General features: G+C 64.9%; 25 protein-coding genes. All 25 read left to right on the top strand.

The window, feature by feature from the left end; all coding sequences use genetic code 11:
• The first annotated feature begins 135 nt into the window (after positions 1-135).
• The 25 genes from ACZ9J7_RS18600 (at position 136) to ACZ9J7_RS18720 (ending at position 14,876) form a co-directional block, all read left to right on the top strand.
• A complete protein-coding gene (locus ACZ9J7_RS18600) occupies positions 136-423 on the top strand; it encodes a DUF4326 domain-containing protein (RefSeq protein WP_476211898.1) in 288 nt (95 codons plus the stop codon).
• Positions 424-1,425, top strand: a complete 1,002-nt coding sequence (locus tag ACZ9J7_RS18605) for an HNH endonuclease (protein WP_476211479.1) — start codon at positions 424-426, stop codon at positions 1,423-1,425.
• A 35-nt stretch (positions 1,426-1,460) separates the two neighbouring features.
• Positions 1,461-1,760 carry a VRR-NUC domain-containing protein gene (locus tag ACZ9J7_RS18610; protein ID WP_476211480.1) on the top strand — a complete coding sequence of 100 codons (300 nt, stop codon included), beginning with the start codon at positions 1,461-1,463 and terminating at the stop codon, positions 1,758-1,760.
• The gene (locus ACZ9J7_RS18615) at positions 1,757-2,569 is read left to right on the top strand and encodes a hypothetical protein (protein WP_476211481.1); all 813 of its coding nucleotides are present in this window, start codon (positions 1,757-1,759) and stop codon (positions 2,567-2,569) included. Before ACZ9J7_RS18610 ends, ACZ9J7_RS18615 begins: the two co-directional genes overlap by 4 nt.
• Positions 2,569-2,844, top strand: a complete 276-nt coding sequence (locus ACZ9J7_RS18620) for a hypothetical protein (RefSeq protein WP_476211482.1) — start codon at positions 2,569-2,571, stop codon at positions 2,842-2,844. The genes ACZ9J7_RS18615 and ACZ9J7_RS18620 overlap by 1 nt, the downstream gene beginning before the upstream one ends.
• On the top strand, positions 2,841-3,170 hold the full coding sequence (locus ACZ9J7_RS18625; protein ID WP_476211483.1) for a hypothetical protein: 330 nt from the start codon (positions 2,841-2,843) through the stop codon (positions 3,168-3,170). Before ACZ9J7_RS18620 ends, ACZ9J7_RS18625 begins: the two co-directional genes overlap by 4 nt.
• 113 nt (positions 3,171-3,283) lie before the next feature.
• On the top strand, positions 3,284-3,565 hold the full coding sequence (locus ACZ9J7_RS18630; protein ID WP_476211484.1) for an HNH endonuclease: 282 nt from the start codon (positions 3,284-3,286) through the stop codon (positions 3,563-3,565).
• Between the two features lie 4 nt (positions 3,566-3,569).
• On the top strand, positions 3,570-3,932 hold the full coding sequence (locus tag ACZ9J7_RS18635) for a type II toxin-antitoxin system VapB family antitoxin (RefSeq protein WP_476211485.1): 363 nt from the start codon (positions 3,570-3,572) through the stop codon (positions 3,930-3,932).
• Between the two features lie 59 nt (positions 3,933-3,991).
• A complete protein-coding gene (locus tag ACZ9J7_RS18640) occupies positions 3,992-4,366 on the top strand; it encodes a hypothetical protein (RefSeq protein ID WP_476211486.1) in 375 nt (124 codons plus the stop codon).
• 3 nt (positions 4,367-4,369) lie between these two features.
• A complete protein-coding gene (locus ACZ9J7_RS18645; protein ID WP_476211487.1) occupies positions 4,370-4,708 on the top strand; it encodes a hypothetical protein in 339 nt (112 codons plus the stop codon).
• Between the two features lie 13 nt (positions 4,709-4,721).
• Complete coding sequence (locus ACZ9J7_RS18650; RefSeq protein ID WP_476211488.1) at positions 4,722-5,243, top strand: transposase; 522 nt, start codon at positions 4,722-4,724, stop codon at positions 5,241-5,243.
• A 3-nt stretch (positions 5,244-5,246) separates the two neighbouring features.
• Positions 5,247-6,845, top strand: coding sequence for a hypothetical protein (locus tag ACZ9J7_RS18655; RefSeq protein WP_476211489.1), 1,599 nt, complete (start codon positions 5,247-5,249; stop codon positions 6,843-6,845).
• Positions 6,846-6,860: 15 nt separating this feature from the next.
• Entirely contained in the window at positions 6,861-7,085 is a 225-nt protein-coding gene (locus tag ACZ9J7_RS18660; RefSeq protein ID WP_168223150.1) for a hypothetical protein, read from the top strand.
• An 11-nt stretch (positions 7,086-7,096) separates the two neighbouring features.
• Positions 7,097-9,037 (top strand): phage portal protein, encoded by a 1,941-nt coding sequence (locus tag ACZ9J7_RS18665; protein WP_476211490.1) that lies wholly within the window; start codon positions 7,097-7,099, stop codon positions 9,035-9,037.
• Complete coding sequence (locus ACZ9J7_RS18670; RefSeq protein WP_476211491.1) at positions 9,034-10,038, top strand: hypothetical protein; 1,005 nt, start codon at positions 9,034-9,036, stop codon at positions 10,036-10,038. Before ACZ9J7_RS18665 ends, ACZ9J7_RS18670 begins: the two co-directional genes overlap by 4 nt.
• A gap of 17 nt (positions 10,039-10,055) precedes the next feature.
• Positions 10,056-11,288: a phage major capsid protein gene (locus ACZ9J7_RS18675; RefSeq protein ID WP_476211492.1), complete on the top strand. Its 1,233-nt coding sequence runs from the start codon at positions 10,056-10,058 to the stop codon at positions 11,286-11,288.
• A gap of 93 nt (positions 11,289-11,381) precedes the next feature.
• Positions 11,382-11,726: a hypothetical protein gene (locus ACZ9J7_RS18680; protein ID WP_476211493.1), complete on the top strand. Its 345-nt coding sequence runs from the start codon at positions 11,382-11,384 to the stop codon at positions 11,724-11,726.
• Between the two features lie 5 nt (positions 11,727-11,731).
• Positions 11,732-12,337, top strand: a complete 606-nt coding sequence (locus ACZ9J7_RS18685) for a hypothetical protein (RefSeq protein WP_476211494.1) — start codon at positions 11,732-11,734, stop codon at positions 12,335-12,337.
• Positions 12,337-12,684: a hypothetical protein gene (locus ACZ9J7_RS18690; protein ID WP_476211495.1), complete on the top strand. Its 348-nt coding sequence runs from the start codon at positions 12,337-12,339 to the stop codon at positions 12,682-12,684. Before ACZ9J7_RS18685 ends, ACZ9J7_RS18690 begins: the two co-directional genes overlap by 1 nt.
• Positions 12,684-12,869 carry a hypothetical protein gene (locus ACZ9J7_RS18695; RefSeq protein ID WP_476211496.1) on the top strand — a complete coding sequence of 62 codons (186 nt, stop codon included), beginning with the start codon at positions 12,684-12,686 and terminating at the stop codon, positions 12,867-12,869. Before ACZ9J7_RS18690 ends, ACZ9J7_RS18695 begins: the two co-directional genes overlap by 1 nt.
• A complete protein-coding gene (locus ACZ9J7_RS18700; protein ID WP_476211497.1) occupies positions 12,841-13,092 on the top strand; it encodes a hypothetical protein in 252 nt (83 codons plus the stop codon). Before ACZ9J7_RS18695 ends, ACZ9J7_RS18700 begins: the two co-directional genes overlap by 29 nt.
• Positions 13,085-13,465: a hypothetical protein gene (locus ACZ9J7_RS18705; protein ID WP_476211498.1), complete on the top strand. Its 381-nt coding sequence runs from the start codon at positions 13,085-13,087 to the stop codon at positions 13,463-13,465. Before ACZ9J7_RS18700 ends, ACZ9J7_RS18705 begins: the two co-directional genes overlap by 8 nt.
• A gap of 48 nt (positions 13,466-13,513) precedes the next feature.
• Positions 13,514-14,092 (top strand): phage tail tube protein, encoded by a 579-nt coding sequence (locus tag ACZ9J7_RS18710; protein ID WP_476211499.1) that lies wholly within the window; start codon positions 13,514-13,516, stop codon positions 14,090-14,092.
• Positions 14,093-14,193: 101 nt separating this feature from the next.
• On the top strand, positions 14,194-14,487 hold the full coding sequence (locus ACZ9J7_RS18715; protein WP_476211500.1) for a hypothetical protein: 294 nt from the start codon (positions 14,194-14,196) through the stop codon (positions 14,485-14,487).
• Positions 14,488-14,609: 122 nt separating this feature from the next.
• Positions 14,610-14,876 (top strand): hypothetical protein, encoded by a 267-nt coding sequence (locus ACZ9J7_RS18720; protein WP_476211501.1) that lies wholly within the window; start codon positions 14,610-14,612, stop codon positions 14,874-14,876.
• Positions 14,877-14,882: the final 6 nt, after the last annotated feature.

Raw genomic sequence — 14,882 nt, forward strand, 5'->3', positions numbered from 1 at the left:
TCGTGCCAACCACGACCAGGGACATCTACCTCCCTGACGAACTAGATCACCCAGCGCTCGCCGATCCCGAACCGAAACGGAGCCCCCACAGTGAAACCACAGCGAGTCCAGCGGAAGCGGACCAAGGGCTGGCGGATGCCCGAGGGCGCCGTCTACGTTGGCCGCGGCTCAAAGTGGGGAAATCCTTACCCCATTGGCTCTATTCAGACCTCCGAAGGGGACAGCTGGGTGGTTCTGAACGCAGAGTTGTCCATCGTCCTGTACCGCGAGCACTTGAACGCAAGGCCCTGGGGACGGCAGCCGTTGGCCGCGGGAGTGCGCGCTGAGCTGGCCGGCAAGGATTTGGCTTGCTGGTGCCCACTAGACCGACCCTGCCACGCGGACGTGCTGCTGGAATTGGCCAACGAGGCAGGGCAGAGCTAAGTGTCCTGGCTAAAAGGCAGCGATAAGGCAGCAACTTTCCCGAAGGCACTGAACGTCCCCCATTTCAGCAAGGGCGAGATCAGCGTCAACGAGATGTTCGGCTTTATCCACCGGTGCGCGTACGAGTCCGCGGCGCACCGGACTGACTATGTAATCGAGTACGGCGTGGCAATGATGATGGGAGGCCCGAACTATGAGCGGCTGCTTGAGGTAGCTGAGCAGGCCGGCCTCATGGAGCAGGTCGAAACGGACGGCGCCCCGTCCTGGAAGATAATCGAGGACCCGGATTTCATCCACCTGATCACAAAGGCTGAGCAGGAATGGATGAACCAGCAGAAGCGGGACTCCAGGGACACGAAGCTGACATCCGCGGTCCGCCTGCGTGACGGCGACGCCTGCCGCTACTGCCTGAAGATCGTGTACTTCGGCGCAGACCGCAAGTCGGCCCGCGCCGGCACCTACACCCGGGCCGGTACATTCGACCACACCATCAGCGGTGAGGCCGCCACCATCGACACGCTGGTCGTCGCGTGCGGTGAGTGCAACTCCAAGAAGAAGGACAACGACGACGCCCTGGAACTTCAGCCCGCACCCAGCGAGCCGTTCTACTCCGCATCAACAGCAGCATGGCTGGCCAAGCACGGCCACCACGTGACCCCCAGCGCCAAGCACCCGGCGCTCAAGAAACCCAAGAAGGCCAACGGCCAGCAGTCAGCGCAGCGCCCCGTAGAGCAGCCCACGGCAGCTCCGGGAAGTACCCAGGCAACGGAAGCAGCACCCGGCCCGGACAGCAGCGCAGACAGCACCCCGCGCACACTTCCGACCACGGATCAGCCAGATCCGGCAGGTCACCTTCCCGACGGATCTAGATCTGTCGGGTCGGGACATGGGACGGGTCATGGGTCGGGCAGGGAAGGGAAGGGAAGCCAACCACCTTCTATGCCAAGCCGGCCATCGAAGAACACCAGACGCAGACGCCCCCGATCCAGAGGACGGAACTAGACATGCCTGCCCAACGACTTTCATCGCCCAACCCGATGTCTGAAGATCAGTTCCAGACTGCCGTTATCGAGCTGGCCAAGCTCAACGGCTACCGGCTGGTCTACCACACCCGTGATTCCCGCCGGTCTGTTGCTGGCTTCCCGGATCTCGTCCTGGTCAGTGAGCATCGGCAGCGTGCACTGTTCCGTGAGCTGAAGACCAGCAAGGGCCGCCTGTCCCCTGCCCAGTTCGACTGGATCAGCTCCATGCAGCTGGCCAAGCTCAACGCCGGCGTCTGGCGCCCCGAGGATCTGACGAACGGCCACATCCTCAACGACCTGAGAGGCAAGGCATGACCACGCCCCTGGAGCTGGAAGAGAAGTACTACGTGGAGGTCAGAGGACGACTTGCCCTCCTTCCCTACACCCATGCCAAGCGTGCCACCGTGTACCCCGACCTCTGCATCTTCCACGATGAAGAGCCGGCCAAAGCAGCGCCCGGTGCTCACCTATGCCCGGCCTGCATCGAATGGCTCCGGTCAGCCCTCACCGACGTCGCCAGATACTGGCCCGATCTGGAGGACGCGCTTGCACCAGCTGGTGGCCGCGCAGCTTCAGCGGAACGTGTGGGCGGAACCGGTGACCTGTACCCGCCGCTGCCGATCAACGGCGAAGTCTCGGACATCATGCGCGCTGCCCGCCGTGCCATCTGGCTGGCAGTTGGGAAGCTGATTCAGGACCGTCCGGAGCAGCGCCTGCCCCTGGACCATGGCACTGGTGTCCTTGCTGACTGGCTGGCCCGCTGGCATGTGGACTACATTGCCACTCACCCATCGGCCGAGCATGTGGAAGCTGTGGGCTGGGATCTCGCCAAGGTAGCCCGACAGATGAAGGACGCCGCCTACCAAGCGCCGCCCGTGGAAGTGGACATCGACGGGGACTGCCACCAGCTCATAACCAACGCCCAGGGAGAACGAGTCCCATGCACTGGCAGGGTCTCGGGCTGGACCCAAGGAGATGGCCGGGTGGTTATCCGGTGCAGCTTGGACATCACCCACCGCGTGCCGGCCGACCAGTGGTTCGCCGCTGCCCGACGTCGGGCAGCCCGCCCGGCCCGGGCAATCAACACCCTCAAGAAGAAGTACCTGACCGGAAGGAAAGCGTGATGGGGATCAAGAATGGTATTGACGCGGCTAAGTTGGCGGAGAACCTCGGCATCGAGCTGGAGCCGTGGCAGCAGGCGGTGTTGGACCGATACCTTTCCGGCCAGTCCCGGCAGCCCACGGTGCTGCATCCCCGACGGGCCGGCGGTGTTCGGGGCTTCCGTCAAAGGCTGGCCCTCATCGATGAGTACCTCAGCAAGCCAACGTTTGCAGATCCACTCGCCGGCGTCCGCCACGTCGCTACGAAACACGTACCGGAGACAGGCAGGAAAGCATGATCAGCAAAGAGGGCAAGGCCCGATGGACCTACACCTGCAAGCTGTGCCGTAAGACATGGACCGAGCCAGACCAGTTCCGTGCCATCGAGCGGCAGCAGCATCACCTTCGCAGCATGAACCACATGGTTGAAGGATTGTCCGCCGCATTCAAACCAGTGGGCGACATGGTTGAAGGATTGTCCGCCGCATTCAAACCAGTGGGCGATGCCTTCCGCGAAATAGGACTTGCCTGGGGCATCGTCACTCCCGACCATGCACGAGCGATGCTCTTGCCAAACTATGACCTCGCGCCACGCCGACATTTGGGTAATACCGAGGGTGCTTGACTTAGTCCTCTAAATTATGGGGTGAGCTGGTGTTTCGCACCCAGCCACAAAATCAGAGCCTCGACCGGTTAGCCGGCGGGGCTCTTCCCATGTCTGACGGGAGGTCCGGTTCAGTGAGCAAACGCGCTGGGCGGGCCGGCGGGAAGTGGCGATCCCTGGTCGCTAACCAGCGGGCAAAGCGGTTGGACTGTGCTATCTGCCAGCAGCCGATCGATTACCGGCTGAAGTATCCCGACGAGGACAGCTTCAGCGTTGACCACATCAAGCATCGCAAGACGCACCCTCATCTCGCCGAGGAGCCAACGAACCTGCGCAGCACGCACCTTCGCTGCAACAAGTCACGTGGTGACCGCGATGAGAAGCCGGGCCTCGGGCACGCTGCCCAGTCCTGGTGACTGAATGGGAGGTTGGCCGGCGTTGTTCCGTGGCACCATCTCCCGCGACGACGGCGAACCGTGGGGACAGACCGGGATGACATCGGCCAAGTGGCTGGGCATTCCGACGATGACGGTGTGCATCGCTGACCTGGTCGCTACCCAGCCCGCCGTCCTGCTCCATGCCCTGGTCAACGGCAGCCATCCCGTTGGTGGTGACGCACATCCCCACGTGATCGAGTGGGGTGGCACGCTCTACCTCGAAGACGGACACCATCGTGCTTTACGCGCTTTGATCGACGGCGAACAGACGCTGACGGCCCGGGTCCTGAGGGTAGGGGCCGAAAAATCTCTGGGTCTAGACGACCGGGGAGGCTTCGCCGGGTAGTGTCCTCCCCCTCCCCGTACCCCCCACCCCCCTAAGCGAAAACCCGACCCCGAGGAAGCATGAGCGCACTATCACCGAGGCAGATGTTCCTGCTTGATCAGGCCTGCGGCCCGTTGCGGGAAGCTTTCCCTTCCTACGGCCCCTATCTCGTGGGCACGGCGTCTGAGCGCGGCCCATACCGCGATGTGGACGTTCGCCTGATCATGGAGGACGAGGCCTACGACAAACTGGCAGACGCATCGGGAATGCCGGCCATTTGGTTCCTGGGGCTTTCGATCGGCCAGTACCTTGCGTCCCTCACAGGGCTGCCCATCGACTTCCAATTTCAGCGGGCAACAGAGGCGAACGCCATCCACAACAAACCCCGGAATCCTTTGGGGACGCGGGGGCTTGGCAACTACCAGGGCGACTGCCCCGTATCGAAGGAGGGCTGAAGCATGCACCACTTGCAGAAGGATGCGGCGATCGAATCGGCAACCCAAGGCGGCAGGGTCGCAATCTTTACGGAGAACCTCCAGCGGGCCGAAGGCATGGCCAAAGATTTCGAGGAACTGACGCCGAGCGAGATCGTGGAGAAGATATTCCGTGCCAATGGCCGCCGCGCCCTGCACTTCCACGGGGGCGGCAGTATCCGCTTCATCTCGGTCAACCAGAGCGCTCGCGGAATGTCATTGGACCGGGCCTTCGTCCCCAAGGGAACCTCCGAAGATGTCCTAGCCGCCATCATTCCTGCGCTCGCCACGAGCCGTGAGTCAGCTTTCCCTGCCTACTACTGACCGGGAGGTAACCGTGGCACGTAAGCGCCGCAGCTACACCGCCGAGTACAAGGCACAGGCAGCCCAGCTGGTCCTGAACTCTGGCCGTCCGATCGCCGATGTAGGCCGTGAGCTGGACATCCCGGAGCAGACGCTTGGCCGGTGGGTGTTCGATGCCCGCGAGGCCGCCGGCGAGGATCCCCGGGCCCCGCGCCAGGTGAACTTCAAGACGCCCCTGCCACCGGACCCGGTGGCCTTCGCCGCCTTCGACGGGCCGTCGCTCCTGGAGGAGATTCGGGAAGCCATCTCAAAGATGGAAACCCTGGACCAGGACAAAGGCTTGATCGCGCTCGCCGAACGGTACGCGCACATGATCGAGGAAGTGGCGAAGGCCGGCGGCCGTGATGCGGTCTCGGTGATGTACCTCGGTCCTCACCTTTTCAACATGCTCAAGGAACTCGGCGGCACGCCCATGCAGCGCGCCGGCCTCGGCAAACCGGCTGCAAAGCAAAAGAGCCGACTGGAGCTTCTGCGCGGAGGACGGGAGACGGGGTAATTCATGGCGAACGCAGCCGGCAAGCCAAAGCTGTACGGCTGCGAGACACCACGGATCTACACACCCGAACGCCGGGAATTGACCCGGGAGACGTCCAAGGGCTTTGAGTGCATCGACTTCGCTGAACAGGTCCTGGATATCCCGCTGTTCCCCTGGCAGAAGTGGCTGCTGATCCATGCCCTTGAACTAAACGAGGATGGGTCCTTCCGCTTCCGGACCGTCGTGCTGCTGGTCGCCCGGCAGAACGGCAAGTCCACCCTGATGCAGGTCCTCACGCTGTGGCGGATGTACATGGACGCCGCGAAGCTGACTATCGGCACGGCCCAGAACCTGGACATTGCTGAGGAAGTCTGGCGGGGCGCCGTAGAACTCGCTGAGGGTGTCCCGGAGCTCAAGGACGAGATTGAGCGGATCGATAAGACCAACGGCAAGAAGGCGCTGGAGCTGGCCAGCGGCGAACGGTACAAGGTGCAGGCGGCGAATCGCCGTGGCGGCCGTGGCCTGTCCGCTGACCTGGTCGTTTTGGACGAGCTGCGCGAGCATTCCAGCTGGGATGCCTGGGCCGCGATCTCCAAGACGACGATGGCCCGTTTCTTTGCGCAGGTCTGGGCGGTCTCCAACGCCGGTGACGCTTCATCGATCGTGCTGCGGTTCCTGCGGAACATGGCTCACATGTCCTTGGGGAATCCGGACGGCCTGGAAGACGTCGTCATGCCGGATCTGGATGAGGGCGACGAGGCCGACGCCGACTCGACCGGGCTGTTTGAGTGGTCGATGGCTCCGGGGATGTCGATGTGGGATCGTCACGGCTGGGCGCAGTCGAATCCCTCCATGGGCCACGTGCCGAGCCTTGAGAAGGCGATCGCCGCGGCTGTGAAGGGTGAGCCCGAGGGCCTTGTCCGGACGGAGGTGTTCTGCCAGTGGCTGGATACGACGGCGGACGGTCCGTTCCCTCCTGGCCGGTGGGAGAAGGGCGCCGATCGGGAAGACATGATCGTCGGGAAGTTCGCTTTCTGCGTCGATGTCTCCTGGGACCGCACCACAGCCCATATCGGGGTCGCGGGCTTCAACGCAGACGGCGTTCTCCGCGTCCAGGTGGTCGCCTCGCGCTCCGGCACGGCGTGGGTGGGCCCGTGGTTCGATTCGCCTCCTGAGGGGCAGAGCGTGCCGCGTAAGAGCAACCCGGATCTGGTCGGGGTGACGCTGCAGAAGAACGGCGCCCCGGTGTCCTCGCTGCTCCCTGAGCTGGAGGCCATCGACGGCCTGAATGTCATCCCGTGGGAGGGTGCTGACCTGTCCCGCTGGACGGGCATGTTCTACGACCGGGTCCGTGGCCAGGAGATGGACGAGGACGGCGAGCCGATCAAGCCGGAAGACGTCGAACCGGACATCAGTCACCCGGGCCAGCCGATCCTGAACGTGGCCGCCGCTACCGCTTTGGCGAAGCCCTCCGGGGACGCCTTCTTCTGGGATCGGGGCAAGTCCCCGAACGACGTCGCCCCGTTGGTCGCAGTGACCGGCGCGGCCGGCTGCTTCCTGGTCCATGGCACGGTCCCCGAGAAGGTCAGCAAGTACGAAACGCAGGACCTGCTGGTCCTTTGACGAAAGGGGTCCGGAATGGCTCGTAAAGACAGGCTGCTCCGGGATGCCGAGCGCGGCAAGTTCCTGATCACCATCGACACCGAGGAAGCCTTCGAGGGCGTCCTCGTGGAATGGGACGACGAGCACGTTGTCCTGGCCGCCGCCTACTCCGTGGGCGTTACCGGGGACCGGCTGAAGCTGGACGGTTACCAGTGGCTCCCCCGGCAGCGGATCAAGTACATGCAGGCAGTCACAACCTAAGAGGAGGTCAAGTGTTCCTTTCTGATGGAGCCGTGGTCCCCAACCAGGTTGACACGATCGGTGACCGCACACCGATGTTCGCGGACGCCAGCTACTACAGCTCCGGCTCAATGCAGCTCTCCGGCCTGTGGGCGGCCTACGGGGCGCTCTACAAGTCGCAGATGTGGGTTGGCACCCTGGTCCGGAAGCTTGCGATGGCAACGGCCCGGATGCCGTTCGACATCAAGCGCGCCGGCGTCGGCAACGAGCAGACCCCCGAGGCTGGACCGCTGACGGATCTCATGCTGCGGCCGAACCCGCGGATGAGCGGATTCAAGCTCTGGCAGTGGACGTCCTCCACCAGGGATATCTACGGCGAGGCTTTCTGGCTGAAGCTCCGCGACGACAAGGGGAAGGTCCGCGAGCTGCATCCGATGCATCCCACGAATGTGGTGGTCCGGAGGATGCCTGACGGGTCGCTGGGCTACATCTACTCCGCCGGCGTCCGGGATGTGTCCCAGCTGCCGCCGATCCCGGAGTCCGACGTCGTTGCCTTCACCACCTATAACCCGGACACCCTGAACCGTGGCCTCTCCAATCTGGAGAGCCTGCGGATGACGCTGCTGAACGAGGACGCCTCACGGCGGGCCACGGCCAGCTTCTGGGACAAGGGAGCCCGCCCCTCGGTGGTCTTGTCCACGGACGCGACGCTGAGCCAGGGCGCGATCGACCGGCTGAAGGCCCAGTTCAACGCGGCGCACGGTGGCGCGGACAACATGGGCGGCACGGCGGTCTTTGAGGAAGGCATCTCCCCTACCGTCATCCAGCTGAACATGGAGGAGATGCAGTACATCGAGTCCCGGAAGCTCAACCGGGAAGAGGTGTGCGCAGCGTACGACGTGCCGCCCCCGGCGGTGCACATCCTGGACCACGCCACGTTCTCCAACGTCACCGAGCAGCTCCGCTCGCTGTACAGGGACACGATGGCTCCCCGGTTCGTGGACTTTGAATCGGTGATCAACCACCAGCTGGTGCCCGACTTCTACGCCCCGGGCGAGGTCTTCACCAGGTTCAACATGGACGAGGTCCTCCGCGGCGACTTTGAGGTCCGTGCCGAGTCGGTGAACAAGCTGATCCAGGTGGGCGTCCTGAAGCCTGCTGAGGGCCGGCCGATGTTCAACCTCGCCCCGGCCGGGCCGGAGGCGGACAAGCTTTACGGCAACGCTGCGCTGGTCCCCCTCGGGTCCAACGCAGCGGGCCCGCCGGCCGTGGCGACGGATGGCAGTCCCCTGCCGATGCCGCTGCCCGCGCCGCAGGCTGGGAAGGCGGTCACGGTTCGCACCGTGATGGGAAAACTCGCACGGGTCAAAGGCAATAAGCCGGCGATCCGGGAAAAGCTCGTGGAGATGCACCAGCAGGAGCTGTCCAAGTTCTTTGACAGCCAGGTCGCATCCCTGAAGGCCTTCAACCCAGCGGACTGGGACCAGCAGCTGACGGACATCCTGCTGCCGCTCTCCCAGGCCACCGCCCAGGCCATCGGCGCCGACGTCGCTGATGTGCTTGGCGGTGAGTATGACCCGGACCGGATCGGGGACTACCTGGCCACGGAGGCCGCGGAGTCCGCAGTCAGCATCAACCAGACAACCGCCGATCAGGTGGAGGCCGCCTCGGACCTGACGGTCCTGGGCGCGGTTCTGCTGGCCCGGGCTGGGCAGATCGCTCTGTCCAGGGTCGCGTTCATTGGCGGCCTCGCCAGCCAGGTCTCCGCGGAGCAGAACGATGCGGCCACGAAGACCTGGGTTGTGAACTCCAAGAACCCGCGCCCCTCGCACGCGGCCATGGCCGGCGAAACGGTCAAGCTCGGCGAGACCTTCTCCAACGGCATGAACGGTCCAGGCGACATCACCGGTGGCGCCGATGAGGTGGCCGGCTGCACGTGCGACCTCGAATTCAGTAAGGAAGGCAAGCCATGACCATTGTTCGCAAGGACGCCACGATCACCCCCACGGGCAGTGACGACGAGTTCCCCGGAACGTTCGAGGTAGTGCTCTCCGCTCCCACGAAAGACCGGGACGGGGACACGCTGCTTCCTGATGACTGGAAGCTGCCGCTGCCGGAGAAGATCACGTTCGACTCTGACCATGGCATGAGCGTGGCCACCACCGTGGGCTCCGGAACGCCGACCATCGATGAGAAGACCGGCAACCTGATCGTCTCCGGAACGTTCTCGTCCCTGCCCCGGGCCCAGGAAGTCAGGACGCTGGTCAAGGAAGGCCACATCGACCGGACGTCGGTGGCGTTCATGACCGAGAAGACCCAAAAAGACGGGGCGACCGTCACCAAGCGCGAGCTGCTCAACGGCGCGTTCGTGGCCATCCCCTCCAACCGGGAAGCGGTCGTCCTGTCCTCCAAGGGCATCAAGGCCGGCGCCCGCAACAGCGCCGCCGATGCCGAGATGATCCAGGGCATCCACGACCACGCCGCAACGCTGGGCGCTGAATGCTCCGCGACCAAGTCCTTCCTCCGAAGCCAGCGGCCGGTAGCCAAGAGCCTCGTCGGTTCACTGGAAGCCACCCAGGACCGGGTCCGGGACGCCCTCCGGGACGCCAACCCCGGCGCCTGGTGCTGGCTCCGTGGAACCGTCCCGGACGGCAACGGCGGCGGATACGTGGTCTTCGAACTGGAGAACCGCGAAACCTACGACTGCGAGACCTACAAGCAGTCTTACCAAGACGACGGCAGCGTCGTCACCCTCACGGGTGATGCGGTGCCGGTGGACGTGATGGAAACAGTCACGACCGACCCCGATGAAGATGCTTCTGATGCTTCCGGCACAGACCCAGCCCCCGCAGCCGGCGCCCCCGTGGCCCCCGCAGCCGGCGCGAAGTCTGCCCCCGTTGACGATGGGCCTTCAGCCGAAATAAGCGCCCGAGCCGCCCGGCTCCGGCTGCTGAACACCTCATTTGAAGTCTGATCCGGAAAGGAATCATCATGCCTACTCTGCTTGAAGCAAAGAACAAGGTCCGCGAGCTGTCCAAGAAGGGCCTGGAGGTCGCCGAATCGACCACCATGACCTTCGCCGAACAGAAGGCCGCCCTCGATCCCATCGAGGCCGACATCAAGAAGTGGATGGAAGAAATCAAGTCCATCGAGTTCGTGGAGGAGAAGCGCAAGAGCTTCCTCGCCGCGGCCGGCACCGACTCCGGCGACGAAAACCCGGCCCAGCCCGAGGCCACGGGGGCCAAGTCCATCGGCGCCCAGTTCGTCCAGTCCGCGGGCTACAAGGGCCTGGTCGAGCGCGGCCTCAAGGGCGGCCAGTGGTCCACCGGCGACGTGGAGGTCAAGACCACGCTCACCGAGGGCACCGCGGGCAGCCCCGGCGGCGGCTACGCCAACATCCAGAACCCCACCGTCCTGCCCGGCGTCGTGGACATCAAGTTCCGGAAGCTGACCATCTCGGACCTCTTCCCGGGCGGCACGACCAGCACCCCGCTGATCCGCTACCTCGTGGAGTCCGCCGTCACCAACGCCGCCGCAGCGGTCGCGGAAGGCGGCCTGAAGCCCGAGTCCGCGCTCGCGTTCACCAAGGTGGACGAAGTCCTCCACAAGATCGCGACCTTCCTGCCGATCTCGGACGAAATGCTCGAGGACTGGGCACAGGCGCAGTCCTACATCGACGCCCGCCTGATCCTGTTCATCAAGCTCGCCGAAGAGGCCCAGCTGCTGAACGGCGACGGCACCGGCGCGAACCTCGTCGGCCTGCTCAACCGCCCCGGCCTCGCCACCCCGATCGTGAAGGGCACCGCCCCCTCGATCGCCGGCGACAACGGCATGGACGCGATCTACCGGCAGATCACCGCGATCCGCACCACCTCATTCCTGGAGCCGGACGCGATCGTCATTGACCCGGTCGGCTGGCAGACCCAGGTGCTGTCCAAGAACAGCCAGGGCGCCTACTACGCCTCCGGCCCGTTCGTCAGCGAACAGAGCCAGACGCTCTGGGGCAAGCAGGTCGTCGCCACCCCGGCGCTGGCCGCGAACAGCGCCCTGGTCGGAGCCTTCCAGCAGGGCGGCCAGATCTTCCGCAAGGGCGGCATCACCGTGGAAGCCTCCAACTCCCACGCCGACTTCTTCCAGAAGAACCTCACCGCCATCCGCGCCGAGGAACGCCTCGCTCTCGCCGTGTACCGGCCGGGCGCTTTCGGCCAGGTCACCGGCCTGTAAGCAGGCCTGCCAGTCCCTGCTGCCCCGTGCGTGACTTCCACCGCGCACGGGGCAGCAGCACAGCCCCTGAACACCCCTTGAAAGAAGGTCATCATGGCACGCAGAAGCAGGCAGCAGGATCAGGACCTGTCCCTCGTGGAGTCCACGGGCAACGTCGAGTTTGACGGCGCCCCGGTCACCGTGGAGCAGCCGGCCGAGAACCAGAGCACCGGGAATGTCGAGTACGAAGCGCCGGGTACCACCGAGGTCAGCCACTACACGGAGGACGTCGTTGTCCGTGCTGAAACTCCCGGCCCGGTTACCTTCACAGTGGCCGGCCTGCCCGGGGTGCAGACCAAGGTCGTGACACCCCCGGAACCGGAACCAGCCGAAGCCACCACCACGGCCGAGGTCAAGGACGCCGGCCCGGAGCCCGAGACCCCCGCCACTGAGAAGTAGGCACCATGCCATATCCCGGAGGTGACGTGTTCCCCGCAGGCTCCCCCGGTCCACTGGCAACGGTCGATGACCTGGGCAATTACATGCAGCAGAGCATCGCCGCGGATGATCCCACGGCGGGGTTCCTGCTGCTGGTGGCCTCGGGCATGATCCGGGCCTACCTTGGCCAGACAGTCAGCCAGGTCATTGATGATGTGGAGTACGTGGACCCGGTAGACGGGTCCTTCGCCGCGCTCGAGCAGCTACCGGTCACGTCGGTCTCCCTCGTGGAGGTCACCAACGACGGCGGGACCAGCTGGACGCCGGTCCCTGCGACTGCCTACACCGTGTCACGGCGTCGGGGCACCATCAGCACCAAGTGGGGCAGCTCGGTCCGCTGGCCGAGTGACGAAGAGTCATGGCGGGTGACCTACACCCACGGGTTCGAGTCGGTGCCGCCGGAGATCATCGGCGTCTGCTGCGGCCTCGCTGCCCGCTACTACTCCACCCCTGTGGCGGTGGACATGGAGCGGATCGGTCAGCGGCAGGTGAAGTATGCGATTGAGGCGGACGGATTCAGTCCTCTGGAGTCGATCGCGCTGACTCCGTTCCGTGTCGGGAAGCTTGCCTGATGGGCCGCTCGCTGGGACGCAAGACCATCACGGTCCTCACGGCACAGAAGTCCACCGACCCCTACTCCCAGGAGCAGACGGACGACTGGTCGCTGCCGCCCGCCTCAGAGGTGGACGTCCGGGGCTGTGAGGTCGAACCGGGCACGACGCAGGAGTACCTGCTGAACCGTGACCAGGTGCTGGTGGCGTGGACAGTGTTCGCGCCCCCTGGCACGCAGGTCACCGCTTACAACCGGGTCCGGTACAACGGCGAGGTCTACACCGTGTACGGCCATCCGGCGGTCTGGGATTCCCCCAGCGGCCGCCTCGATTATGTGGAAATTGTTCTGCAGGATTGGAGGGGCTGATGCCCACACGCATTGAGTCCAAAGACCGGCTGAGTGTCGGTGACCGCCTTGAGCTGGACGGCGGGACCTTCATGGTCACGGAAGCTGCTGTCTGGACCGACGCCGCCGGCGAGTACGCCTACACGGCGGCCACGCTGGAACCGGCGGGTGGTGAGGATGGCCCAGGACCGGATCGAGATCAATGACGCGGCGTTTGTTGACCTGCTGAAGTCGGGCCCCGTCATGGCGGAGCTGATGAAGCGGGCACGCCGGATCGCCTCGGCAGCTGGGCCGGGAAAGTGGGACGTTACCCCGTCCCACACTCCGACCCGTTCCCGCGTCTCCATCGGCACCGGCGACTACACCGCACGGAAGGCCGAGGCGACCAACCGGTCGCTGACCAAGGCCCTGGATGCTGGCCGTGGCTGAGGCAGTCGAGTTCCCCGACGTCGAACTGGCCGTCTGCGCAGCGCTCCGCGTGCCGGCGGTCGGGGTCCAGGTCGTCGTGGACGTCCCGCAGACCAGGCCACCGGAGTTCGTCCGTGTGCTCCGCACCGGCGGCCCTCGCGAAACCCTGGCCACCGAGGCGGCCCAGATCACCGTTGAGGCCTGGGCAGGGTCCAAGCAGCGGGCGCTGTTCCTGCTGAACCGTGCCCGGGCCATCCTGAACCGTTCCGAGGGCGCCCTGTTCGGTGTCGTGGAAATGTCCGGACCAGCCAACCTACCCGACCCAACGACAGCTCAGACCCGCTACACGATGAGCTTTCAAATCCGCGCGCACGGCGCCGCTCTAACCGTGTAACCAACCAAATCCGAGGGGTCCGCAAATCCACCTTGGAAAGAGGCCATCATGGCTAACTCTGTAAACAACGTTGTGGTCGGTAAGCCCCTCGTCACTGGCGGTGTTCTGGTGGCCCCTCGCGGCTCCACTCTCCCCACCGACGCGACGACCGCCCTTGACGCAGCGTTCAAGGCGCTCGGCTACGTCACCGATAACGGCGTGGTCAAGTCCGAGAAGCGCAACACCGGCACCATCGCCGCGTGGGGCGGTGACACCATCGCCGCCACCAAGAAGGGCATGGACGTCACCATCAAGCTGTCCCTGGCCGAGTTCCTCAATGCCGCCGTCCAGGGGCTGGTGTACGGCACCTCCAACGTCACCACCACCGCCGCCACCGCGACCAAGGGCAACCTGCTCAAGGTCGTCGGTACGTCCCAGTCCACCCCGCGCAACTCGTGGGTCATCGAGGTGCTCTCCGACATCGCCCACGTCCGCGTGGTCCTGCCGGACGCCCGCGTGATGGACGTCGGTGACACCACGTTCAAGGACGACGCCATTGCGGCGGCGGACGTGACTGTCCAGGCCTTCCCGGACGCCACGGGCGCTTACTTCTACGTCTACACGGACGACGGCCAGAAGACGGCCTAGTCCCTCAATGCCGGGTGGGTCGGGGTTGTCGTGCGGACCCCGCCCCGGCCCACCCTCACCATCTGCTGGTCCGCACACCACATCAAAGGAGTCCGCAAGACATGCCTACCCCCAAAAAGCCCCAGGACCGCAAGCCCAAGACCGAAGACGTGAGCGAGTGCTTCACCTTCGAGCACGACGGCGAGACCTACACCCTCAAGCGCACCATCGACCACATCACCCCCGGCTTCCTGCGGAAGAACCGCAAGCTCGATGACCTCGATGCGTTCTTCACCATCCTGGAAGAACTGGCCGACGACGACCAGCTGGCCGTCATCGACGCGATGAGCAGCGCAGAGTTCGGACAGCTGAACCGCGACTTCTACAAGCACCTGGGAGCACAGCGGGGGGAATAAATGGGCTCCTGGACCTGATCGATGAGTATCAGGAGCCCCTTGAGTTCGACCTCATAGCCCTCGGGCTGCGGCTTCGCTGGCTCGGGACCGAGCACCTGACGTGGGGCGACCTGCTGGCCGTAGTGCGGCAGTCGCCCCACGGATCGGCTCTGCACCGCGCCATCCACGGCGACGACTCCCGCTGGGACCTCCAGTCGCACCTCCTGGCCGTCGTCGCTGACCTGCTGGCAGCCGGCAACTGGCAGCGCGGGGGCGACCCGCAGGCCAAAAAGCCAACACCCATCCCCCGCCCCGGTGCCTCACGGCAGACGGACGGCGAAACCATGGCCCGCGGCAAACCGGTCCCGATCGAGCAAATGGATGCCCTTCTGGGCTGGACAAAAGAATAGAGGACG

This window comes from Pseudarthrobacter sp. TE9888 (assembly GCF_056279345.1).

What these genes read in the sequence shown, in the direction of transcription:
- ACZ9J7_RS18600 (WP_476211898.1), top strand. Translation starts at nt 136, where the DNA reads ATGCCCGAGGGCGCCGTCTACGTTGGCCGCGGCTCAAAGTGGGGAAAT.
- ACZ9J7_RS18610 (WP_476211480.1), top strand. Translation starts at nt 1,461, where the DNA reads ATGTCTGAAGATCAGTTCCAGACTGCCGTTATCGAGCTGGCCAAGCTC.
- ACZ9J7_RS18615 (WP_476211481.1), top strand. Translation starts at nt 1,757, where the DNA reads ATGACCACGCCCCTGGAGCTGGAAGAGAAGTACTACGTGGAGGTCAGA.
- ACZ9J7_RS18620 (WP_476211482.1), top strand. Translation starts at nt 2,569, where the DNA reads ATGGGGATCAAGAATGGTATTGACGCGGCTAAGTTGGCGGAGAACCTC.
- ACZ9J7_RS18625 (WP_476211483.1), top strand. Translation starts at nt 2,841, where the DNA reads ATGATCAGCAAAGAGGGCAAGGCCCGATGGACCTACACCTGCAAGCTG.
- ACZ9J7_RS18635 (WP_476211485.1), top strand. Translation starts at nt 3,570, where the DNA reads ATGGGAGGTTGGCCGGCGTTGTTCCGTGGCACCATCTCCCGCGACGAC.
- ACZ9J7_RS18640 (WP_476211486.1), top strand. Translation starts at nt 3,992, where the DNA reads ATGAGCGCACTATCACCGAGGCAGATGTTCCTGCTTGATCAGGCCTGC.
- ACZ9J7_RS18645 (WP_476211487.1), top strand. Translation starts at nt 4,370, where the DNA reads ATGCACCACTTGCAGAAGGATGCGGCGATCGAATCGGCAACCCAAGGC.
- ACZ9J7_RS18655 (WP_476211489.1), top strand. Translation starts at nt 5,247, where the DNA reads ATGGCGAACGCAGCCGGCAAGCCAAAGCTGTACGGCTGCGAGACACCA.
- ACZ9J7_RS18660 (WP_168223150.1), top strand. Translation starts at nt 6,861, where the DNA reads ATGGCTCGTAAAGACAGGCTGCTCCGGGATGCCGAGCGCGGCAAGTTC.
- ACZ9J7_RS18670 (WP_476211491.1), top strand. Translation starts at nt 9,034, where the DNA reads ATGACCATTGTTCGCAAGGACGCCACGATCACCCCCACGGGCAGTGAC.
- ACZ9J7_RS18675 (WP_476211492.1), top strand. Translation starts at nt 10,056, where the DNA reads ATGCCTACTCTGCTTGAAGCAAAGAACAAGGTCCGCGAGCTGTCCAAG.
- ACZ9J7_RS18680 (WP_476211493.1), top strand. Translation starts at nt 11,382, where the DNA reads ATGGCACGCAGAAGCAGGCAGCAGGATCAGGACCTGTCCCTCGTGGAG.
- ACZ9J7_RS18685 (WP_476211494.1), top strand. Translation starts at nt 11,732, where the DNA reads ATGCCATATCCCGGAGGTGACGTGTTCCCCGCAGGCTCCCCCGGTCCA.
- ACZ9J7_RS18690 (WP_476211495.1), top strand. Translation starts at nt 12,337, where the DNA reads ATGGGCCGCTCGCTGGGACGCAAGACCATCACGGTCCTCACGGCACAG.
- ACZ9J7_RS18695 (WP_476211496.1), top strand. Translation starts at nt 12,684, where the DNA reads ATGCCCACACGCATTGAGTCCAAAGACCGGCTGAGTGTCGGTGACCGC.
- ACZ9J7_RS18700 (WP_476211497.1), top strand. Translation starts at nt 12,841, where the DNA reads ATGGCCCAGGACCGGATCGAGATCAATGACGCGGCGTTTGTTGACCTG.
- ACZ9J7_RS18710 (WP_476211499.1), top strand. Translation starts at nt 13,514, where the DNA reads ATGGCTAACTCTGTAAACAACGTTGTGGTCGGTAAGCCCCTCGTCACT.
- ACZ9J7_RS18715 (WP_476211500.1), top strand. Translation starts at nt 14,194, where the DNA reads ATGCCTACCCCCAAAAAGCCCCAGGACCGCAAGCCCAAGACCGAAGAC.